The following is a 24806-nucleotide window of genomic DNA, read 5'->3' on the forward strand; positions in this document are numbered from 1 at the left end:
ACAATTAGTTAGTTGTATTTGATTTATTGTACGGATTCTTATTTCAAATGTACAAATATTACCTGAAATCAATCTTTTCACAATTTAAGATGGACCATCTCAGCATCTCATGCATACTTTTTTCGGTCAGCACCTTTCCGTTTACCCTGAAATTCTCAAAAATGAGTCCACTTAAAGGAGTCTGCCCCTTCACTCCTTCCATATAATTCTTTTTACCTTTTGAAACATCCACCCACACATCCCAATCCTTAAACAGGAAATTCTTAATCAACTGGTCTTTATCGCCTAATGGGGATAACCTGAAAATATGTGTCACCGGAGTATCCGTACGCACGTCTTCAAATACAAACCCTTCATCTGCTCCTCCACCGTTCCGGCAGCTTAGAATACCATTATTAGGTCTGTCCGAATCCCACTCCGCTCGAACTATATCCACCCGGCTTACACGACAGTTTCTTGCGACTGAATTACTCCAGTTCAACTGGAAAATGGCTCCATTATCCAATTGCCAGCATACGACATCTTCTACCACAATATTATCTCTATATATCTTGATATTATCATCATTGGCCCAGATGAAACAATTCCGGATTGTAGAGTTGGCATAAGCAGCAATACCGTCACAATTATAAATCCATCCTCCCACGATTTTAGTCCAGGCCACTTCATTATCCGTTCCCAACAACCTTACAGCAAAGAAAGAATAGTCTGCAATCACAATACCATCCACTATAATGCCGTCGGCTCCATTTTTGGCTTCTACCATGTGCGATTCACGCAGATGTAAGCGTGCTCCTGACAAAACCCCTCTTCCGTAAATCTTCACATTGGAACAAGCCTTTCCATCCATAATGAAAGAACCAAATACCCAAGCTCCTCCTTCCAGGTAGATGCGTTTTATATTTGAAGGAACTTTATACACTCCTATGTCATGTACCCCTTTCTTGAAATAAAGGGCTGAATCTTTTACAGAAAGTGTAGAGAGAAGTGTTTTATCACCCTTTTCTATCACTTTCCATTTTGACAAATCGGCCGGAACATCCGTTTCCATCGGATCTGCAAAAATCAACAATCCCTCCTTATAGCCATCTTCACCAATTTCCACAGAAAATTGTCCTGGACGGTCGAGCATAAAAGAGAAGCAGTTAGCATCCTGTTTATTCACTTTTATATCGTGTCTGGACGGATACACTTTAATTTTTTTCCCTTCTATATCTTTATTCACCCGCACTGTAACTTTCACCTTTCCCTGAAACGAGAAATGTCCCCAATGAATGCTTCTGCCTTTGAATTTAGTCAAAGGCTTGTCATCGTTTTTCCTTTGTCCGGGCATTCCTTTAAAATAAGTGTTACAGACATTTTTGAAAATAGTCACGTCATTATCCGTGTCATCATTCAGATACACACGATACAACTCAGACTGTTGTACCCGAAGATTTTTTTCCGGATATGTCACAAGTGTGGCTGTTTTGTTTCCTGCGTAAATGGAATTCATCCATGAAATACACAAGCATACAATGAATAATAATACTTTCGTCCTCATATGTTTTTCATTCTTACAGCGACAAAATTACAAGCAAACAGACTATCCGCCTTATTTTCATGTACAAATAATTTGTACTAGCGTACAGAACCCGCAGTGTGTACGCTGGCAACAATTTCAAGGACACATAAACCAGTGGTTAGCCTGTTCCAAGGCTATTTTTGTATAAAACATTTATACATTATGAGAAAATTCATCTTTTTATTATGTTGCTGCGTATGTTTTTCCGCTTATGCACAAAAGTGGGAAATGAAGCAAGCTCCTTTAATGACACCTTGGAGCAAAAACATCGACATCCATCATGTACTTCCAGAATACCCCAGGCCACTTATGCAACGGGAAGACTGGAAAAATCTTAATGGAGTATGGGAATTTGAAATGCGTGAAGAAGGAGACCGGCTACCGGCAAAAAGAAAACTTCATGAAAAAATCCTCGTTCCCTATCCATGGGAATCGGCTCTCTCTGGAGTAAGAAGACAACTCTCTACCCAACGGGCGTGGTACAAACGGACTTTTACTCTTCCCAAAGAATGGAAAGGCAAGAATATCATTCTAAATTTTGGAGCCGTTGACTGGGAATCAGAAATCTATGTGAACGGAAAACTAGTCGGGACCCACAAAGGAGGATACGATCCGTTCTCTTTCAATATAACGTCTTATCTTGACTTATCGGCCAAAGAGCAGGAGCTTATTGTCAGTGTCTATGACCCGGGAAACAGCAAGGCCATTCCTCACGGAAAGCAAAACAATACACGTTTTTCCGAACCGAAAGGCTATAGTTACTCCCCTTCTTCCGGTATCTGGCAAACCGTATGGATAGAACCGGTCAACAAAGATCATGTCACAGCCATACATACGATTCCTGATTTTGATAAGAAAGCATTCCACGTAGAAGTCAATGCTTCCGGCAATCAGAACCTGAAGGTAAACATCTGTATCCAGTCACAGGGGAAAACAGAAAGCCAACACTCAGGCGCACTGAATACTCCGATTACTCTACCCCTGCAAACCATTCGTCCATGGAGTCCCGACACACCTCATCTGTATGATGTGATAGTCAAACTGACCAACGAAAAAGGAGAAACCGTGGATAGCATCAGAAGCTATGCGGGTATGCGCAAAATCTCATTAAAGAACGAAAACGGTGTACAGCGTCTGGCACTTAATGACAAATTTATTTTCCAGATGGGGCCATTGGACCAGGGATACTGGCCCGACGGCATATACACTGCGCCCACAGATGAAGCCTTGAAATGGGATGTACAGAAAATAAAAGAATGGGGCTTCAATATGATACGAAAACACATCAAAGTGGAACCGCAGAGATGGTACTACTGGTGCGACAAATTAGGCATATTGGTATGGCAAGACATGCCCAACTGTTTCAAGACACGAAATGAAGAAGAAAAGGAACAGTTTGAAACCGAACTGCAACGCATGATTCGTACCCACTGGAACCACCCTTCCATTGTCAACTGGATTGTGTTCAACGAACATTGGGGAATATACGATTGTGAGCGTATCACAGAAAATGTCATGAAGCTTGACCCGAGCAGACTTGTCACAGGCAATAGTGGTATCGATGCCCGGAAGCCCAGTATCGACTATGAAGTGGGCCACATTAAGGACAACCATTCCTACCGGCCTCCTCACGTGCCGCTTATCAGTAGCAAAAGAGCCACCGTCAACGGAGAATACGGTGCCATCGGTTATAAAATCGAAGGCCATATCTGGGATACCGACGGACCTTGGGTACACCACAACTATAAGAACAAGGAGAATGCGACAAAAGAATACGTAAAATTCATTCAGCAAATCAACGAATACATACGTCGCGGACTCAGTGCAGCTGTATATACCCAGTGGACTGATGTGGAAAATGAAATGAACGGACTCTATACCTACGACCGTAAAGTAGAGAAATTAGATAAACAAAAAGTATCTGACGCCAACCGCTCGACCTATACAGAGAAAGAGCAGATAAAAGGCCAGACCGATGCACAATACATTCAATAATCTTTTAATTACACCTTATGAACTCTATTAAACTGATTTCACTTGCCGCACTGGCAACTTCACTCATGCCCTCCTGGGCTGCTCAAAAGCAAAACAAGCCGAACATTATCTTTGTCATATCCGATGACCATAGCGTTCCGTTCTTAGGGTGCTATGGAAATAAAGACATCAAGACTCCCAACTTCGATAAGTTCGCTTCCGAAGGAATGACTTTTACCAGAACCTACGTGACGGCCCCTCAAAGTGCTCCTTCACGTTCTTCTTTCTTCACAGGACGTTCTACCATCTCTACTACGATGTCTATGTTCTCTCTGCCTCTGCCAGGAAATGTCATTACCTATCCTGATATTCTGAAAGAGCATGGATATTACATCGGAGTGACTGCCCGAAGCCATCACCAGGATGGGCTGAAACGCAACAAAGACATTCAGCAGGCCATTGAAAGAAACGACATGGCTACCTTCGGTCGTCGGTTCGATTATCACAGAATTGGCGGACAGCCGTTGCCGGAACTGAAAGTCTTTCTGGACAAGGCTGCCACAGAAGGAAAAGGAAAGCCCTTCTATGTTCAGGTCAGTTTCTACGACCCTCATCGCCCATGGGATAAGAATGCTATCCCAGAACCTCATGACCCTAATACCATTAATTTGCCAGACAATTATCCGGATAACGCACTTATTCGGGAAGATTTTGCACGTCATTACGATGAGATAGCCCGTATGGATACCCAGTTCGGACTCATGATGGAAGAACTGGAGAAACGAGGATTGGCAGACAATACTATCGTTGTATTTGTAGGCGATAACGGTTCAGCCCTGTTAAGAGGTAAAGGAACCCTTTATGAAACCGGTATCAATGTACCACTTATCGTACGCTGGCCAGGAAAAATCAAACCGGGAAGCTACAGTAATGTACTTGTATCGGGAGAAGACTTTGCTCCTACCCTCTTGGAACTAGCAGGATATAAAGCCGACCCTAAAATGACCGGCCACAGCTTCGCTCATACCCTGTTGGGTAAAGCAGGAACCGACAGAACGTGGGTATTCTCTGCCCGTGGAGCTCACGCAGAAGACCTGCCAGTCACCACCAAAGACTTTGACCTCATCAGAGCCATAGTGACCGACAGATACAAGCTTATCTATAACCCGGTGAGAGAACTTCCCTACTGGCCGGTAGATTTCTCACATGAACCATTCTGGCTCGACCTGGTAGAACAAAACAGAACCGGCTTCATACCACGGGAATGGAAAGAAAGATATTTCTCAGAAAGACCGATGTTCGAACTGTATGACCTCAAAAACGACCCGCAAGAATTACACAACCTTGCAGGACTTAAGGAATATGCAGAAATAGAAAAGAAACTGCGTGACACCATGGCCGAGAAAATGCTGGTAGACCGTGATTATGTGCCACTTCCTTTCTACTCACTGGACAAAGAATATAAATAGAACGTACAAATTCAATAAGAATGCGGACACAGGAACCAACCGTTTTCTCTTAGTCCGCCTAACTTTGTGACAATAACCAAATAATTATAAATCATGAAAAATAAAACATTCTTATCTGCCGCACTGGCTTTCTTCATGCTGGCCGGCTTTAACCAGACGACTCAGGCTATTACTCCGCAGATGCCGTCTGAAGAAACAGTAAGCAAATGCAAGGTGGCTCCCACTCCTCCTATGGGATGGAACAGTTTCGATGCATACGACTGCCGTATCAACGAACAGGAATTCAAAGCCATCGTAGACTATATGGCTGCCAACCTGAAACAGCATGGTTGGGAATATGCCGTTATCGATTACTGCTGGTTTAACGATAACCCTGGAGGTTGGAATAACCCCAGCAAACGATATGGCCATCCGGACATCCGATTGGATAAAGACGGCAAACCACTCGACGTACTTTGCATGGACGAATACAGTCGTCTGATTCCTTCTGTGAAAAGATTCCCGTCTGCAGCAAACGGAAAAGGATTCAAACCGCTGGCCGACTATGTACACAGCAAGGGTATGAAATTCGGTATCCACATCATGCGTGGTATAGCTCGCCAGGCTTACTTCCAGAAATCAAAAATCATGGGAAGCAAGGCTACGGCGTACGACATAGCTGAACCTTTCGACACATGTAACTGGTGTAACAACATGTACGGAGTGGACGCTTCTAAAGAAGGCGCACAGGAATACTATAACTCTATCTTCAAATTGTATGCAGAATGGGGAGTAGACTTTATTAAAGCCGACGACACCATGTATCCTCCCTATCACAAAGGAGAAATCGAAATGATGCGCAAAGCCATTGAAAACTGCGGTCGCCCGATGGTACTGAGTTTATCTTGTGGTGAAGCTCCATTAGGCCGTGCAGAACACATTAAGAAGAATGCTACCATGTGGAGAGTTTCAGCTGATTTCTGGGACAATTGGGAAGATTTGTATCACAATTTTGACTTACTGAATGCCTGGTCTTCTCATATCGGCGAAGACAGTTGGCCGGATGCGGATATGATTCCGTTTGGAAAACTGGCACTTCAAAACCGTCCGGTAGGAAAAGAACGCATGAGCCGTTTCACTCCAGAGGAATATAATACGCTCATGACTCTGTTCTGTATGGCTCGCTCTCCACTGATGATTGGAGCCGACTTGCTTTCTACCCCCAAAGAAATCATCGACAAATATTTCAAGAACGATGAAATCCTTGCCATCGACCAGCACTCCACAGATAACCGGCAGGTATTCAAGAACAAGAGTTATGCCATCTGGACTGCTACTGTTCCCGAAACAGGCGAACGCTATATTGCGCTGTTCAATCTGCAAGACAAACCTGCTACCGTCACTTTCAATATGGAACTGGAATCTCTACGCGGAAAATATCAAGCACGTGATTTGTGGAAGAAGCAGAATATCGGTATTGTGGAAGGAAAACTTTCTGCTCAGTTGGGAGCACACGATGCCACTGTATTCAAACTCACAAAAGTAAAATAATCCAGAAAGTAATCTCAATGAAAAAAATCAATATTCTACTTATTGGTATATTCATTACTTTTCACACGCTATACGCCCAGACCCCTCTTTGGCAGGGGAAAGGGCGTATTGCCATAAGTAGCGACGGTAATGAACACGATGATGATGACTGGGCTGCCACTCCGTTGTCGCTCGCTATGATTGCAGCTAAAGGCCTGCAAGACAAGCTTGTATTGTATACCTACAGCGACCATATCTGGGGGAGCAATCAGGATCGCCCTAACAAACATGGCATTAGTGCCTATGAGCACATGCGTCTCAGTGCACTGGGAAGCAAGAAATGGTTTGGCTTTCACAATAGCCGTTTCATTTGTGCCGTAGACAATGCTGAAATTGCTTACAATGCCATGAGAGACGTAATCAATGCTTCCTCCGCAGAAGATCCGTTAATCATCGTAGCTGCCGGACCTATGCAAGTGGTAGGAGAAGCTCTTCAACGCTCCGATAAAGAAAAGCGCCAATACGTTACCCTGTTGTCCCACTCTCAATGGAACAATCGTCACAGCGACAATCCGGAAAGAAAAAAAGGATGGGATATGCATTCTGGCTGGACATGGGACGAAATGAAAGCTGCATTCGGTACTCCGGAAGGAGGTAATGTCCGATTCGTACAAATTCTCGACCAAAATCATGGAAAAGATTATATCGGTTTCTTCTGTCCCAAAGAAAACTACGACTGGATAAAAACTTCACCAGCCAGAAATTCTCCCGCCTACCAACCAGGAGCATGGGACTTCCTGTATGAACGGATTTCCACTTGTATCAAGAAAAAAGGAACTTGTTTCGACCCCTCGGATGCGGGCATGATTGTATACCTGTTCACCGGAATCGAAAAAACTAATCCGGACATGGCACGACAAATCATGGAGAATCCTCAATTCACCTATCAAAACCCAATTCGTTCAGGTATAGACCCCAAAGGATTAAGAGACTGCCAGGTACTGAAAGACCAGAATACCTGGTACCTCACAGGTACCGCTTTTCCCCATTGGGCACGACAGGAACAAAATGGGAAGCTGAACCAAGGAGTTCCTCTCTACAAATCCACAAATCTGACCGACTGGACTTTCGTAAAATACATCGTAGAAAGGCCCGATTCCAGCAAATGGTATTATAACCGTTTCTGGGCTCCTGAGATTCATAAAATCAAGGGGAAATATTACGCTACCTTCAACTGTTCCAACCCCAAGCATGGGTATCCCGGACAACACATCGGTTATGCCGTAGCCAATAGTATTGAAGGCCCCTACAAGGTGATTACAGAAGAAAAGCCACTGGCCAATGGAAACGACTTGACACTGTTCGAAGATGAAGACGGAAAAGTATGGGCATTCTGGAACAGAGGACGTGAATTCGGTATTGGATATGCGCAACTGGATTTAGAAACCGGAAAATTTCTGACTACCCTTCAGACGGCTATCCAGCCCGGGAAGGTAGATTATGAATACGATAAGGAAGGAAAATTAGTACACGAACCCGGATACGACGGACGCCCCATCCCCAAAGTAAAGAAGTATTACTCCTGGGATTCCATCGGTATAGAAGGGGCTTACGTCATCAAAGAAAACGGACAATACTACCTTTTTTATTCCAGTTGGACCAGAGGATATGAAATCGGCTATGCTACTGCTTCTAAAATTACCGGACCATGGAAGAAGTATGAAGGAAATCCCTTCTACGGAGCACAAAGCAAAGCCGCATGCAACAGAAACGGATTCACCTGGAAAGGTGACCCATATAGTCCGTTCAACCAAGTGGGCCACAATGAAATATTTGTCGGACCAGATGGTAGATATTGGATTTCCTGCCACGGAATTACACACGACGCTCCCGAAAGTCCCTCATTGGTTATTGACCCGATATGGTTCGACCACGACGGGAACATCAAGAGTAACGGTCCGACATATACTCTTCAACAAACAAATTATTTGAACAACCCAACCTCTAAGGCTAAATAACTCATAGTCAATTCATCCCTCGGTGCTTGTGAAAGTATCGGGGGAATATAATTTCTACTGAATAAGATTTGAAGACATAAAAACACTTTTAATTCTAAAAAACATTTATAATGAAAACGAAGTTTATGTTATCCACGTTGCTGGCTTTTCCTGCGTTAAGTCATGCACAAACCAACTTTATCATCATCCTTACCGATGACCAAGGGTATCAGGACATAGGATGCTATGGTTCGCCACTGATTGAAACTCCCAACCTTGACAAAATGGCGGAAGAAGGACTTCGGCTTACCAATTTTTACGTATCCGCTTCTGTATCGAGTGCCTCGAGAGCCGGACTGCTTACCGGGCAGTTAAACACACGCAATGGAGTGAAAGGTGTGGGCTGGCCAGATTCAAAAGGACTTCCAACAGATAAAATCACGATAGCCAACGCACTAAAGACAAAAGGGTATGCCACCGGATGCTTTGGTAAATGGCACTTAGGCGACCTTGACGGATATCTTCCTACCGATCGTGGATTTGATTATTATTATGGTATCCCTTATAGCAACGACATGTATATAGGGTACACACATAAATTCTCTCCCAACTGTGTGTTTACCGAAGGGTATAATCTTGATAAAGCCTTACAAGACCAGCAACTGGTAAAAAGAACTAAAAACAAAGCCCAACTGAAAAAAGAACTGAACTATGCTTCCCCTTTGTTCGAAAACAAGGAAGTCATAGAATATCCATGCGACCAAGCTACTACCACATACAGATATTTCAATAAAGCAATGGAATTTATCGGGAAAAACAAGAACCAGCCGTTTTTTGTATACCTGACTCCTTCCATGCCTCATGTGCCGCTTTTTGTCTCCCCACAGTTCAAAGGAAAAAGTAAAAGAGGATTGTATGGAGATGCCGTAGAAGAAATAGACTGGAACGTAGGCCGACTGCTTGATTTCTTAGAAAAAGAAGGGCTCAGCGAGAATACAATGGTCATTTTCACTTCCGACAATGGCCCATGGTTAGGAATGAAAGAAAACGGTGGATCTGCTCTTCCATTGAGAGACGGTAAATTCTCGGCATACGAAGGTGGTGTCCGCACTCCTTGTATCATCAAATGGAAGAACCACATCCCGGCAGGAAAAGTGAGCGACCATATCATTGCAAGTATCGATATCTTCCCCACTCTATTGGAACTTGCCCAGATGGACAAATCAAAATATGATCTTGACGGTATCACACTTACCAAGTTCATAAGCAATCCAGATAATGTAGAGCCTCGCGACCGCTATTTGTATGTCAAAGACGGAAAGATTGTAGGCATCAGACAAAATGACTGGATATACCTGCCGCAAACAGGACTCAGAGTCACTCCCAAAGGAAACTTTGAGCAAGAACTCTTCAATATCCGTATGGACATTGGGCAAAAATCAAATCTGTTCAAAAAAGAAACCAAGAAAGCTCAGGAAATGGAACAGCTATTACAGCAACAATCTCATTAGTCCCTTTTGAGCAGGTGTATATTAAAAAGTCTGGTATGAACCACAGCAGGTTACATACCAGACTTTTTTTACAGGATCTATCTATAACAGACAAGCAGGTTATTTGTACATCACAAACTGATTCTTGCCAGAATCTGGAGTTACCAGATAAAATCCGTTGTCAAGCTTCTTGTAACTGGCATACTGACATTTCAGAAGCGGCTTGTCACTATATATCACAAAAGGTGCATTCTCCTTCAAGGATACTGTCAACTTATTCTTTTCAGCCTTATACTTCTTTACTGCCACCGGACTGAGGTACTTGTTCTCCAGCCCTATAACCGACCAGCCGTTCTCGATTTCACACAGCAACACCAGACGGTCCTCCATATTCTTCAGGTTAAACGCATACTTATCTTTCAGCACGTTTCCTTTCTTCGTATACCAGTCATAATATACCAGTCCCTCTGCCGGAAGTTCACGTCGTCCCGGATACGGCTGTACCATCGCATCCGCATATGTATAGTCTTCTGCAGTAACCTCTACCTCCGTTATATTCTTGGTATTTTTGTTTGACAGGCTATAAGCCACCACTGCAGCAGATGTTTCAGTCAAAGGAGCTATCACATAATACACCCCATCTCCTGTCAGCACATTGTTAAACAGAGACTTGGGCAAAGAAGTTCCCGGAGCCATAGGACGCAAGATTTCACCGTCTGAAAAAGCTAATGGAGAAATATAATCATCCACAAAATTCTTGGGAGGGTCAGACAGATAGATAGGAGCCGCCGACATCGCTTTGCTGACCGCCATCAGACGCCCCAGTCTGGCATCTGAAGAATGAAACATGTCATGATCCGGCCAAACCGTCTGCCCCATCCATAATGTGTTCTGGAATCCCTGATAGATATGATTTCTCGCCAATGGAATGCTGTTCAACTTATAATCCACGCTCACACGCGTCGTTGCACTGTATTTGGTATTAAATGCACAAGGCAGGTTCTGAGCCATACAGTTCATCAATCCATCCAGTTTCTTTTTGGCATACCGCTCCAGTGCTGCCGCATTGTTGTGATGCGCCTCCACCGGATTGGATATCATCAGATAGTTGTTAAAGTCACGTGTCTGAACGTCTATTTTAATGAAGTCAAAATCATTGTCCGATGCAGAAGAAACCATCTTGTTATAAAACAAATCGGCAGCTTCCGGCGAACCGTTTATGATGATACGTCCTCTGTCATTCTTCATCAGATAAGGCTTTAAATCATCCATTTTATGATTGGCCGATATACCACCCCATATTCCATACATGCAATGCCACAATCCGAACCACTTTATCTTGTCCGAACGTTTAGATAACAAAGGAGACCATCCTCTTGGGAATTTCTCTGGACTCACCTCAAAATTGATAAGTTTGTCTTTCACCTGAGTCTGGTGTCCATGATCCACCAGAACCCAGCGAATGGGTACATCAGATTTTTCTATCCCATCCACAGCCTCCAGCAACACTTTTTCATTGATGTTTTTCCGGAAATGCTCCCACGAACACCAACCTAAATATTTGAACGGCTCCGGATAAACCTTGTCCTTTCTTAATTTCAGATTATCTGCTATGTATTTATCCTTTACCAAAGAACTCCAGATTGCATTCACTACCTTATATACATCCCCACTTCTTCCATAGGCAAACACCGGAGCATCTTTCAAATCCACTTCTTCCGTTCCCATGGTACCGTATTTAATATCAATGTGATTATCGTCCACCACTTCTATCCAGCTCATAGCTGAATTAATGGCTACCGGCTGCACTACCCAGTAACTTCCATCCTGAAGTTCCAGGACAAGAAAGATACCACAATTGACAGGCTTATCAATAGTGGGTACCGGTTCAAATGATGCATCAAAAAGTGCAGACAATCTATCCACGGGCCATGAAAAATTTTGGTTTATCCCGTCAAAACCCTTAAACCGGGAAGCATAGAACAATGCCTTCTTATACACAGGCAATTCTATACGATAACTCTCCAACACTCCCTCTACAGGCTTTCCCTTTACAGAAGTTCTAAACACAGCGCACGAATCTGAAAAAGACAGATTCAAGTCTTTTGCCTTCGACGGAATACCTTGTATCCACATCAAACACATCAAAACAAAAAACGTTACATACTTTTTACTCATAATACAATGTATATTTGTTATTTTATGATTATACCTTCTGTCGTATTTTCATTAGTCAGCAAATTCGCGTCAGACATATTCTTCCACAATTTGCCATTCACCTTAATATTTTCCAGAAGTACATTGCTTACCTTATGAATAGAATCGTGCCCCATAATGATATTTCTCATTTCAGGTTCGGTATAGCACTCAATATTTCTGAAGGTAAGATTTCTGATTTCACCTCTTTCCGGATCCCAGCTTCCGAAACGGTTAGGTTTTGTCATGATATGAAACAAACGATGCTTGCAGTTATCAATCCGAATATCCTCATACAAATAATTGGTCATAATGCCATTACTGCCATGAATCGCATCAAATACAGCTTCATTAGGATTGTCCCAAGGATGCTCCACCCGGATTATATCCACGTCATAGACATGAAAATTAGTGTTATACCCCGGCATATTCCAGCCAATCTGAAAAGGAGCCCCGTTTTCCATCTGCCATATCACGCATCTTCTTGCTATCGTGTTGCTTCGATACAACTTGATAGCATCATCATTTACCTTGAAAAAACAGTCTTCTATCAAACTATTGCTTCCAATTCCTATTCCATCCGTACTGAACCACCAGCCCATCATCTTCAGGTTCCGGCATATCTGATTAGTACCAGTTAACGACACACAAAACCTCGGTGCATTGATAATAGTCACCCCTTCAATCAGTACATTATTACAGTTCCTAAAAGCAATCATGTGATTATGACTCCGTGCAGGATATTCTTCCCCACTTATAATACCCTGCCCCATAATGGTAATGTTCTCCTGCCCGTCAGAAACGAATTGTCCTTTTACATAGGCGCCAGGAGCAAGATATACCGTTTGATTGCTCTTCAACATGTAGTTGTCTCCTATCTCGTGTATCCCTTTTTCGAAAACAATCAGATTAGGAGTATGCTCAGCTGGTTTCTTGAGAGGGTACGTATCCACAAAAATCAGCAAGGGATGGGCAATAGCCACTCCCTCCTCGAATTCCACTGAATACTGTCCAGGACCAGGTAATTTAAATTCTACAGTCGAATCATTCAAAATGTGACATGCGATATTGTACTTACGAGGCAATATCCGGCATACTTCAACCTTATAAGCATTAGTCTTTACCCTGACAACAGGTTTCGTATCTGTAGCAAAAGATGTCCACGAAGTTGTCTTACACCGGTTAGTTTTCCATTGTGCCACATTGGTATACACAGGAGACTCCAAAAATTCTCCTCCATCCGATACCTCAATTTCAAATAAAGAAGATTTCTTGATACCGTCGGCCATCGGATATACAAACACCTTAGCCAAAACCACATCAGAACACAATGTGGCAAAGCATAATATCATTAACAACAATCTTTGTTTCATGTTTGATAAGTTTGAAAAAGTTATTTACGGAAGAGTTATCACACACTTAAATCCATTCTCATCCGGGTACACACGGTCAACGCAAAAAAACGGTTCCGCATATTTATCCTCACTATGATACGAGATATACCACTTGTCATTCAGTCCCTTAAACAATTGCACATTGCCTATAATCTCACAAGGAGGAGCAAAGACAAGCGGGTTGTCATATTCACCATGCAACTGAGTAGGAGCCTGATCTTCCGAACGATAAAACAGAATTTCATCAGAAGCTTTCCAAGGACCAAGCGGAGATTCAGACACTAAGTTCGCAGCATAGTATCCCCCTTTAAACACCGTATAGAAGAGATAAATCTTACCTTTGTATTTTAAGACGGAAGGAGAATCCAGAAAACGGTCATCTTTTCTAAACTGACGAGGTATGGAGATTACCACAGGATCTCCGGCAAGATGTGTAAGCGCAGTATCCATCAATGCACCACACAGACTTCCGTCTTTCTCCCAATAAGCATACACTTTTCCATCTTTATCATCCTGCCATAAGGTAAACCTGTTTCCTTTGACAATAGGTTTATCTGTCACAATTTTATAAGGCCCTTGAATCTTATCACTTATGGCTACAACCGTTTCCGTAGTGCCATAAGGATTTACGTCGTTGTTCCTGCCTCCGAAACACAACACATACCTGCCGTTTATCTTATGAATTTCCGGAGAATCAAAACCATTTTTATACCATGAATCGGCAGGTATACTTTCCCGGTCAACTAATAGAGCGGTTTTCTTCCATTTCTTCATATCCTTACTTTCATACAAAGATATGCCTTCTTTATTTTCACCCGGAGGAGCTATTTCCGTCCCCACCATATAGTACCGGCCTTTTTCTACATAAACATGACAATCTCTGATTCCATATTCCGGCAAACCTTTACGTATCGGATTTCCTGCTAACGCACTCTCCAAACAAAGACATACTAACAGGAACAGAAAAATCTGCTTGTTAAACAGACATTTAAATGACGCGAGATTCATAATCTAAATTTTAAATCAGCTTTAATATACAGATGCTCTACAAACCTATCACTCCGCCTTCTTCCATTCCGTAAGCAACCGGAAGAAGCCTTTTTTTCTTTCACTGTTGATGCCCCAGTCCGCAGGAATACATTGAAAACCCTGTTCGTAGGGTTCATCCTTTTTCCTGAAATCAAAATATCCCCACGAAGCATAAGCCTCTGTAGCTTTTACAAAATTATTGACCTCTTTGTCAAACTTGAAGTGGTCATCCTCGTTGTAAACCATGGGCTTGGGAGTATAGGCCGGCGATTTTCTCACCGAATCTACCTGCAGGGTTATTCTTTCAGGTTTCCATACCCCGTTTCCATGAAGCAAGACAAAATCGGATACAGCAATGACTTTGTCACTCGGAACAATTTTTCCGGCATAACTGGTGCTTACCAACAAACGTCTTCCATGATAAGTAATCGACTTTGCATATTCAATAGACTCATGCACAGTTTCCGGACTCAACCCATCCAACTTGAAGAAATCACACTCATTGTTAATCTCAAGCAACACGTTCTTATATCCGTTCGTCAGTACCCACTCCACTGCATTCTTTATTCCATTTCTGGCAGCCTCTGCATTGTCCAGGAATTTTTCCTGACCTACATAAAACAATCCCAATATCACCACCATTTCCAGCTCATCTGCTTTATCAAGAATCAGCTTCAGTCGCTTCATGTATTCTTCATCCAGACTTCCATCCGAAAGAATAGCTGAATTATGCCAGGGCTGTGTTTCCGAGTATCCTTCCGGACTTCCCCCCTGCAGGTTAATGGTAAAAGCAAGCAGTCCTTTTTCCCTCCATACCGGCATATTCTCTACAAACTCTCTTGTATTGCGGTTGGCATCCCATACTTTCGTATCCGGATACGCCCATTTATAACGCGTAGAATCCGTCTTGTCATCAAAATTCCATTCACAAGTCGCGCATTAGGAAGCAATCCTTGTATTTTCATCCCCCTCCAGGTTTTACCTTCGAACGTAGGTTTTCCGTTAATATAGAACTCTTCACCTACAATCGAAACTTCAGTTTTGTGAACATCAGCAGTTCCACAAGAGACGAACAACAAAGAAAGAAATGCTGTAGAAATAAAACTTTGCTTAAAAAAATGCTTCATATCATCCACTATTTATCTTATATTAAACTCTAAATTTTATTGTTTCTTTAAACTCCAGGTCTGTTCAAAAACAAAAGATTCACCCGGCGACAACTTATACAAAGGACTTACAGGCTCAATCTCACACAACTTTCCATTGGTATAAAATATAGTTGTATACCCCATAGTAGAAGAATAATCCATCTGTGGCATTACTTTGAAAGTAACCTCAAACTTTAAATCTTTATACAGATAAGAAATCCGCCCAGACCTACTATTACATCCTAACTTCAAGGTCTCATCTGACACGTTGTAACACAATTTCCCATTATTTGTCAGCACCTTATCACTTTGATAGTTTCCCATATATCCCCATACCTCATTATCTGACAACGGGAGTACCACACGTCCACCTCCTTTGCAGAAATACCTTCCCCAGAAATGACGGTTCAGACATTTGTCTGTATAGTTACGGGCACTTTGCCTGATATACAGTTCTGAGGAATGTGCATCAAGAGTAAAAGTCCGTTTCAAATGAAGTCCCAACCTATTATCTTTTGAGAACGAAAGTTCAACCGTATATTCATTTATTATTTTATAATCCCATACCCCCATAAAAGGCTCATCACGTAACTTGCCAGGAATGGCTTCCGGTCCTATGTCAAACCTTGCCCCATCCGGCCAATGCCTGTCTTTTCTGAAATTTTCCAACAGATAACCATCAAACTCTCTGTCTTCAAATAAAATATTCTCATTCTCTACTGAATAACATAATACCCTTCCGCCCGATTGTGGAGATATAACAACCCGCGTACCGGCATTGCTAATCTCGATACAGTTTGACCATCCTCTGTACTCATTCAACACAACAACTTTAGAACTTAGGCTTGCAACATAAGCCACAAACAATAAAAACAGGAGTATCTTTTTTTGATTCATAAATATTTATATCGCAAATAATCAGTTTATTAATTTATCATATTAACCGTCACCCTTTTTCAGGAACCTAAAATGCTATTATATTATTTAAAAGTTTCACGCACACAGGATTATCAACGGCTTTCATAAAATCAAGAGAAGAAATGATAATATGTCCTTTACCTACCGGCAATATGGTCAAAGCACTAAACAACTCATTTTTATGGTCTGCATAGCAGCCTACCACACATTCCCCGTTCTCAAGACGAAGTCCTTCCCTATGCCGGTTGTACGAAGCAAAACACTGGTACTCCCAGTTGAAAGCTGTAGCTTGCGGCAAGCCATTAAACAACGCATGGTTTTTCACAAAGAAATTTCCTCCAAACCAGTCTCTTCCAATAAGTCTTGATCCTCTGTAGTCTGCCACCTCTTTTTGTTCCAGATAAGTACACCATTCCGATGCATTATCAAGTATTACAAGCTTTCCTCCGCGAGAAACCCATTCTATCAAAGGATCGTCTTGTCTGAAGTTACCACCAACTATACCAGGCTGTAGTTTACCTCCAACCACCAGTGTTCCCATTCGGGAAATGATATCTTTAATTTTAATATTCTGATAGGGAATATGAGCTTTCTGAAGCACTCGTTCCATCCGGCCCGCAGTGTCGGCCACGTACACGGAAGGATGAGCAACCGGCGAATTGTTCACGGCAAAAACCTGTTCGGCTCCTTGAGCCACAATCTTACCATGCTTTGACAGTTCTGCCCTTATAGTGGTATAGCCATCCTGGTTGATTTTAAATCGAATGTGCTGTTTCAGAAGCTGCCCGAAAATAACGCCTCCTTTCACTGCTACCTGAAATTCCTGCTTCTGCGTCCAGGCATCATTAGCCTGATTTCCCAGAAAGACAGTCAGCTTGTACCTACCTTTCAAATCTTTCCTGTTCACCACAAAGAAATCTACGCTTGTCGTATCATTCTGTTCCAGCACCTTTTTATTAGCCTTTACAGCCACATAAAGCGGCTGATTATAATATGCGATAATGGCAGGATCTGCTTTATGGTTTCTATATATATCCACAATCCCGGAATGATTCTCCAGCTTCGTACTCTCCCAACCGTTTGTAGCCCAGCCATCGATATTGTTACTGATATACATATTCTCTATCATCCTGCCTTGATAATAATATGACACACTACCAAGACTGCGGCATAAAGAATCTACATCGGGAAAAGCATCCGTAAACCCTTTTTCATGGATAAACGCATCAAAAGCATGATATTGCTTCAACAAATCATCACCAGTCCAGCCTCTTTTCCCTCCTTTTTCAATTTCCTGCTTTATCAGTTGAAGACGAGGTGGAGTACCTATGGCTCCTTCTTCTCCATAAAATATGATTTCATCCTTTTCTTTCTTATATCTTGAAAAATCAACAGGCGATTTATAAAACTCATCTTTATACACTCCAGGCCCACTGGCATGATGCTGGTCCCACCAGCCTTGATAATGAATCGTTGTATCATTAGGCAACATGTGCATTTTTATTGGAGCAGGAGTCGACGGACAAACTCCTTTGTAAAGCTTGGCTCCGAAATAGGTAGACGTAAATGTAATACATCTGGTAGGATCTAGCAGATGTGCTTCCCGAATGTCTTCTACCTCATTAGGATATGGATTTCGGGACGATTCATTAATCATATTGACAATCACAAGCGAAGGATGATTTCGGTCTCTTTTCACCATGCGCAAAAGCTTCTCTCTTTTCCATTTTCTGGCAAAAGCAGAATTTCCAGGTCTGTATCCTCCCGGTTCTTCATAGATAAGCATACCAAGTTCATCGGCCAGATCAAAAACACAAGATTGTCCGATACCCCGATGGAAATTCAGCATATTCATACCTAGCTGTTTGGCAGACATGATATGCTTTCGGGCCAGTTCCGTAGTAGGATAAATTCCATTAACCGGCCAATGCCCCCATGAAATAGCCGTATGCAGTACTATACGTTTGCCATTCAGCATAAACATCCTGTCGCCATTAACTGTTTTCACATCAAACCACCGGAAACCAAACCGCTCCGTTTTTACATGCTTCTCACCCTTATCATTCATCCATTTTGCTGTAAGCACATATAAATTCGGACTATCCGGACTCCATAATTTTGCATTTTTCACCTCTATGTTTTTTTCTACACAAGCCTTCTTTGACCAAGAGGGAACCACTGTCTTTCCTTTCCAGACCAGTTTGTCCGTTCCATATTCCTTTATGGAATATTCAATGACTCCGTTACATAAATCTCCTTCATTCTCAAGAGTAGTCATTACGCTTACCCGGTTCAAATCGGGTGTGTTTTTTATAAAGATATCGTCTATATAGCTGTGACTTGTAGCATGAAGACTTACTTTTCCCGTAATTCCACCAAAGCCATGACTTGGAGGTATTTCATACTTTCCCCACATAAAAGAATCCCAGTCTCTCCACGCAAAATTACCATTAGGGTCAGTTATTCTTACGGCCAATCTATTGTGCGAACCTATCTTTACGTCATCAGTAACGTCGATACTGAAAGGCGTTCCATTTATCAGTTCATACCCCACCAGCTTGTCATTAAGATAAACCTCTGCCCTCATTCTGGCACTTTCAAAGTCTATCGTAATACGTTTACCCTTCCAGTCAGCAGGAACCGATACCCCGGTAGTAAACCATGAAACACCACAATAATTCCCATTAATCCCATATGTATTTCCATTCTTTCCCCACATATATTCTTCAACTGTAGCAGGTATGGTAATATCTACTGCATTTTTATTATTGTAAAGATTCTGCCATCCACAAGTGGGAGGTGTACATGGAATCACATCCATATTATATGGGGGCAAATAGAGCGAATCATTAAAATATTCCGCGGTTTCATCAAGCCATAGCCGCCACGGCTGTTTACTTAAATCAATTGTTTGCGAACTGGCATATAATGATAAAGTCAGTAAAGCAAAAAGAAGAACGTCTTTTTTCATAGATCCAATCAAGCATTAATACATAATATACCTACTTCCATATAGTATTTAAGGTCCGGTAAAAATTTGCTATTACCGGACCTTATCCTAAATCCTATTTATTCCATATCTGGCATTTATTGATAATATGGATGCTGCTCTATCTGAGGAGCAGTTTTCAAGTAATTTGCAGGCAATGGAAATACAGTTCTGTATTTTTCTGTCCGAATCTTACTTCTATCCATGTGTATATCATCCACCCAGTCCATATCTGTAAATTTCTCGAACCTGATCAAATCCGTTCTTCGTAACGCCTCACCATAAAATTCCCTTCTTCTTTCTTCTAGTAAGGCATCCATTGTCAGATTAGATGTATCATAAAAATCATATCGTGAAGGGTCAGAAATGGATCGGTTGCATACTTCATTCACCAAGTCAACAGCTTCCTGTGTAGCCTGTCCATCTGCGAGTCTCATTAAACACTCAGCTTTCATCATCATGATATCTGCCAGACGAACAACCACAAAATCATTGTTCATGGCATCTGTAATAATACCGTTCTCGTATTCATACTTTTGGAATCTGGCTCCACTCATTTCATCACAGTTGTTAATATCGAAATCCACCTTAAAATCCAAATCCATGAACGTGCCGTCAGGATTTTTCATTTGTGCCTTGATACATTTCAACGGTTTACCAGAAGCATCAAACTGAGGGCCGGCATTCAGTCCGTTCTTTCTTACATCAAAGTCTTCAAATGTTTTATAGAGTGAAGGATATACAGAAAAGCCATTCTGTCCGTTAACCGTACCATTGTATACAGGCGTCTGACTTGCATGCAAGCAATGACGGGCATAACCGAAACCTAATGTAAAGTTATCCTTTGAATACACGGCATCGAAAGGAATAACAAAAATATTTTCCTTGGAATTTTCATTATGGGCTTTAAAGTTAGTAAAGTAGTCTTTTTCCAATTCAAATCCAGCCTCAGGCGACATAAGTTCATCACAGATATCTATACATTCATCCAGACCTGTTTTTTCATCTGCATACTTAGGATTAACCCTGTCCGTTTCAAGAAATATCTTTGCGTTCAGCAGATACTTAGCCTTTAATGCCAAAGCTGCCCAATAATTGAATTTGCCGTAAGTAGTCGATTTATCCTTCTTGGCTTCTTTAAGCAAGGGCAAACAATCGTCAAATTCTTTCATCATGAGATTGTATATCTCTGCCGATGTTTTCTTCTTGATATCTGAAGTCTTGTCAGAAGAAGATACTGTGTAAGGCACATCCCCCCATAAGTCTATCAGCAAATAATAAGCATACGCTCTAGCCATCCTTATTTCAGCGATAGTAACATCCTTCAGGTGCTGCTCCATTCCGTCAAAGCTGTTCACCTGATCAATGGCCATATTGGCACTGGTGATAATACCAAAACATTTCTCCCAGTTTTTATCAAGGTCTTGTGTAGTTGGAGTCCAGCTATGCTGATATGCATCAGAGAATTTTGCATTATTCCATTCCTTTGTAACGTTTCTAAAAGGAATAAACATCTCGTCCGTCGTACATACATTATAGTAGAACGGTGAAAAATTAGGATTGGTAGCAGCAATGTATGTACCAATGCTTGTATACACTTTTCCAATTAAAAGATTGATGGAACTGGGATTTTTAGAAAAAGACTCTTCCGTAATCTCACTATACACCGTATCAGAAAGGTCGGTACATGCTCCGCAAGTCAGCAAGGAAGCAAACATAAATGCCTGAACTATTTTATTATGTGATTTCATAATCGTCTTCATTATAAGTTAGAAAGAAATTTTTACGCCCAAAGAATAAGTACGTGCCACCGGATAAGCATCCATATTGTCTACACCTACCACTGTGCCATTAATCTCCAGCTCCGGATTTTGACCTGAATAGCTGGTAAAAGTGGCCACATTCTGCACACTGCCATACAAGCGCAATGAAGAAATAAACTTATTATTCTTTATCGGGAAATTATATCCTAAAGTAATGTTGTCAAGTTTTACAAAGTTACCATTCTCTACCACCGCGTCTGTAATAGAAGGCTCATCATAAATAGGCGATGTAAGAGCTGATTTCAGAACATTGTCTACACGATTGAATGTAGGACTTCCCTGATATGCACTACCTAAATTCAGGATATCAAATCCAAATACACCTCTCAGCAAGAATGAAAAATCAAAATTCTTGTATCTGAACTGATGACTCATGTTTGCATAATATTTGGGCATACCATTACCTATGATAGTTTTATTATCCTCACTACCTTTGGCATCGAGCCAACGAAGAGTCAAAGGTTTTCCATCTTCTCCCATTGCAATCGACTTGTCCTCATTAAGCTGGTAAACCATTGTCTCGCCATTTTCATTGACACCTGCATACTTGAATCCCCAGAAGTTTCCAATCGGAGCATCCACCTTAGTCACTACAGCCCAATGTCCGTTCATAGGTGAAGCCAGATTCAATTCATATCTTTCCTGAACATCGCCGTCTGCAGTAGTCAGTTTTTCCACATTGTTTTTATTATAGCTGCCATTAAAATTCATGCTCCATGAAAAATTCTTTTTCTGTATAAGTGTGGCATTAATACCGATTTCAACACCCTTATTCGAAATAGTACCGATATTACCCCACATCTCAGATGCCAGATACGGAGGTACAGGAACATTGTATTTATAAAGCAAATCTTCCGATTTCCGCTGATAAATATCAATATTCGCATTCAAGCGTCCTCCTAAAAATGCCATGTCAAGTCCTACATTTAATTCTTTCTTTGTTTCCCATTTCAAATCTGGATTCGCATTTGTTTTAGGAGCATAAGTAGGCTCGTAAGCATTGCCACTGGTAGAACCGTTATGTGCATAAATAGGCTGGCTGGCAAACAACACGTAGTTAAGATAAGCCTGGTCAATCATATTACCAGTTACTCCATAGCCCAGTCGAAGTTTCAAATCACTGAATACTTTCTGCTCTTTCATGAACGGCTCATTGATAATTCTCCACGCCACAGAAGCAGCCGGGAATGTACCCCACTGGTGGTTCTTGCCAAATCTTGAAGAACCTTCATGACGTACCGTAGCATTAAACAAATATTTATCTTTGTAGTTGAACACAACTCTACCAAAGAAAGCTATTAATTTAGATGAACCTTTATAGCTGTCAAGGCTGGCCTGTCCGTTCTTTAATGCGGCACCACTACCAATGGAGTTATATCCGTTGTCATCAAACTTAAAATCATAGTTTGTCGCATCAAGATATTCGTTAATGAATTCCTGATAGCTATAACCTCCCATAATATCAAAATTCAAATCATCTATCAACTGTCTGTTATATCCGGCAGTCAGTTCTAAAGTACGGGTTTCATTAAGAGCCGATTTCTTGTAAGCCTCCCCACTTTTACCTTTCATCATCATTTCCTCATGTTTTGAGGTTTTATACCATGCCAAGCTAGATTCTGTTCTGTCAAGTCCAATCATTCCGGTCAGAGTCATTCCCTTGAAAGGAGTGATTGTTATCTTGGCATTTCCCATAAGCGTGTTATATTTATCTTCACGGCGAGTTTCATTGATTAGATTCACCGGATTGTTATATATCAATGGATCGGCTCCCGGAGTATAGCTTCCGTCTTCCTGATAAGGAGTCATAGTCGGATTCCAGAACAATGCCTGGCGAAGAGCCAGCTTCTCAATAGGAACCTGAGTCTTTGAAGTATAAGCCAAATTCAAATTTACTTTCAGGTTATCATTGAAGTGCTTGAACTCAGTAGAGATACGGCCATTGATTTCTTCTTTACCAGAAGTAGCCACTATACCCTGATAATTATTATATGTCAATGAGGCTGCTGTTCTGGAATGTTTTGAACTGGTATTCAATGACAGATAATGCTGATGGCTGACAGCTGTACGGGTAATTTCCTTCATCCAGTCGGTATTACCCCCATAATCTACCATGGCTTGTCCCTTCTCCTGAGCCAACTTTATACTGCTGTTCATCATAGATTCTTTCAAGGAGCGGTACTCATCGCCCGAAAGAAGGTCCCAAGTGCTGCTTACCTGATCAAAAGACACATTTCCATCATACTCTATTTTGGTTTTGCCATCGGCCACACCTTTTTTTGTCGTTATGATGATAACTCCCGAAGTTCCCCTAGAACCATAAATGGCTGCCGCAGAACCATCGCGCAACACATCGATAGATTCAATATCATTAGGAGAAACAGTAGACATACTTCCACCAGGAATGCCATCAATTACGATAAGAGGAGAAGCTCCCGCATTAATTGTACTCATACCTCGAATCTGCAAAGTCATATCCGATGTGGGATCACCACCTCCAGCCCGCGACATTGCTAGTCCCGGAATTTTACCTTGCACCATCTGAAGCGGAGAAGAAGAAGTGACGGTCTGAGTAAAATTTTCCTTCTTAATAGAAGCCACCGCACTGGTTACATCTGTTTTTCGCTGTACACCGTAACCTACGACAACCACTTCATCCAACACCTCTGTGTCTTCCTGAAGAACGATATCAATTACACTACGGCCATTAATTTCCAGTTTCTGGGTCTGATACCCTACATAAGAAACGACCAGCACATTCTTACCTGCAGGAATGTTTTCAATCACATAATTACCATCAAGATCGGTAATCGTACCCTGGCTGGTTCCCTCAATTAACACAGAAGCTCCAATAATAGACTCTCCTAGTTTGTCTTTCACCGTGCCTTTCAAAGATTTTGTCTGTGCCAACACTCCATTCATAAGAAGGAAGCACAAACACATTACAAAAACAATGCGTTGTTTCATAATTGATTTGATTTAAGTTAATAATCAGTGTATGACCTAAAGGTCTGTAGCAAATGTACCGCATCGCATACTTCCAGGTTTGTTCAAATGTTCGCTCTTTTGTCACATTTGTACAAATCAAAAGAACATAGGCAATTATTTAAAAATCATCCTGCAAAAAGAATGTTTCCCCAAGCAAAAACCTACGTTTCCCGTATGGGAAACATAAGGCTCTGCCCAAGGAAACGTACGACCTGCAGTAGAGAGACATAAAACAGGCTTAAACATATCCGCCTCTATGTACAAGCATTTCCAGCTTCGTTTCTGAAGCTTATTTAATTACCATTCAAAAAGAATTTA

At 41.7% G+C, this 24806-nt stretch carries 15 protein-coding genes; 5 read left to right on the forward strand and 10 right to left on the reverse strand.

Annotated features, from left to right (window positions below; all coding sequences use genetic code 11):
* Nucleotides 1-58: 58 nt before the first annotated feature.
* The gene (locus BACPLE_RS02420; RefSeq protein WP_081458090.1) at nt 59-1543 is read right to left on the reverse strand and encodes a glycoside hydrolase family protein; all 1485 of its coding nucleotides are present in this window, start codon (nt 1541-1543) and stop codon (nt 59-61) included.
* A 183-nt stretch (nt 1544-1726) separates the two neighbouring features.
* On the opposite strand from BACPLE_RS02420, the gene BACPLE_RS02425 reads away from it, so the two are divergent.
* The 5 genes from BACPLE_RS02425 (at nt 1727) to BACPLE_RS02445 (ending at nt 10024) form a co-directional block, all read left to right on the forward strand.
* Nucleotides 1727-3559: a glycoside hydrolase family 2 protein gene (locus BACPLE_RS02425; protein ID WP_148374629.1), complete on the forward strand. Its 1833-nt coding sequence runs from the start codon at nt 1727-1729 to the stop codon at nt 3557-3559.
* Nucleotides 3560-3576: 17 nt separating this feature from the next.
* On the forward strand, nt 3577-5007 hold the full coding sequence (locus tag BACPLE_RS02430) for a sulfatase family protein (protein WP_007558596.1): 1431 nt from the start codon (nt 3577-3579) through the stop codon (nt 5005-5007).
* A gap of 93 nt (nt 5008-5100) precedes the next feature.
* Nucleotides 5101-6537, forward strand: coding sequence for a glycoside hydrolase family 27 protein (locus BACPLE_RS02435; protein WP_007558600.1), 1437 nt, complete (start codon nt 5101-5103; stop codon nt 6535-6537).
* Between the two features lie 17 nt (nt 6538-6554).
* Nucleotides 6555-8534, forward strand: coding sequence for a glycoside hydrolase family 43 protein (locus BACPLE_RS02440; protein ID WP_007558602.1), 1980 nt, complete (start codon nt 6555-6557; stop codon nt 8532-8534).
* Between the two features lie 110 nt (nt 8535-8644).
* Complete coding sequence (locus BACPLE_RS02445) at nt 8645-10024, forward strand: sulfatase-like hydrolase/transferase (protein WP_007558604.1); 1380 nt, start codon at nt 8645-8647, stop codon at nt 10022-10024.
* 99 nt (nt 10025-10123) lie between these two features.
* Here BACPLE_RS02445 and BACPLE_RS02450 read toward each other — a convergent pair whose 3' ends face one another.
* From BACPLE_RS02450 to BACPLE_RS02485, 9 genes are all read right to left on the reverse strand, one after another.
* On the reverse strand, nt 10124-12181 hold the full coding sequence (locus tag BACPLE_RS02450; protein WP_007558606.1) for a Sip1-related alpha-galactosidase: 2058 nt from the start codon (nt 12179-12181) through the stop codon (nt 10124-10126).
* Nucleotides 12182-12198: 17 nt separating this feature from the next.
* Nucleotides 12199-13572 (reverse strand): glycosyl hydrolase family 28 protein, encoded by a 1374-nt coding sequence (locus BACPLE_RS02455; protein WP_007558608.1) that lies wholly within the window; start codon nt 13570-13572, stop codon nt 12199-12201.
* 24 nt (nt 13573-13596) lie between these two features.
* The gene (locus tag BACPLE_RS02460; RefSeq protein WP_007558610.1) at nt 13597-14601 is read right to left on the reverse strand and encodes a glycoside hydrolase family 43 protein; all 1005 of its coding nucleotides are present in this window, start codon (nt 14599-14601) and stop codon (nt 13597-13599) included.
* 48 nt (nt 14602-14649) lie between these two features.
* Nucleotides 14650-15444, reverse strand: a complete 795-nt coding sequence (locus BACPLE_RS02465; protein WP_007558613.1) for a hypothetical protein — start codon at nt 15442-15444, stop codon at nt 14650-14652.
* 5 nt (nt 15445-15449) lie between these two features.
* Complete coding sequence (locus BACPLE_RS19600) at nt 15450-15749, reverse strand: hypothetical protein (protein WP_007558614.1); 300 nt, start codon at nt 15747-15749, stop codon at nt 15450-15452.
* Between the two features lie 36 nt (nt 15750-15785).
* A complete protein-coding gene (locus tag BACPLE_RS02470) occupies nt 15786-16592 on the reverse strand; it encodes an aldose 1-epimerase (RefSeq protein ID WP_148374630.1) in 807 nt (268 codons plus the stop codon).
* 142 nt (nt 16593-16734) lie between these two features.
* Nucleotides 16735-19659, reverse strand: coding sequence for a glycoside hydrolase family 2 protein (locus BACPLE_RS02475; protein ID WP_007558618.1), 2925 nt, complete (start codon nt 19657-19659; stop codon nt 16735-16737).
* A 116-nt stretch (nt 19660-19775) separates the two neighbouring features.
* A complete protein-coding gene (locus tag BACPLE_RS02480) occupies nt 19776-21428 on the reverse strand; it encodes a RagB/SusD family nutrient uptake outer membrane protein (RefSeq protein ID WP_167535712.1) in 1653 nt (550 codons plus the stop codon).
* A gap of 18 nt (nt 21429-21446) precedes the next feature.
* A complete protein-coding gene (locus BACPLE_RS02485; RefSeq protein WP_007558622.1) occupies nt 21447-24467 on the reverse strand; it encodes a SusC/RagA family TonB-linked outer membrane protein in 3021 nt (1006 codons plus the stop codon).
* Nucleotides 24468-24806 lie beyond the last annotated feature (339 nt).

The organism is Phocaeicola plebeius DSM 17135 (assembly GCF_000187895.1).
Classification (GTDB): domain Bacteria; phylum Bacteroidota; class Bacteroidia; order Bacteroidales; family Bacteroidaceae; genus Phocaeicola; species Phocaeicola plebeius.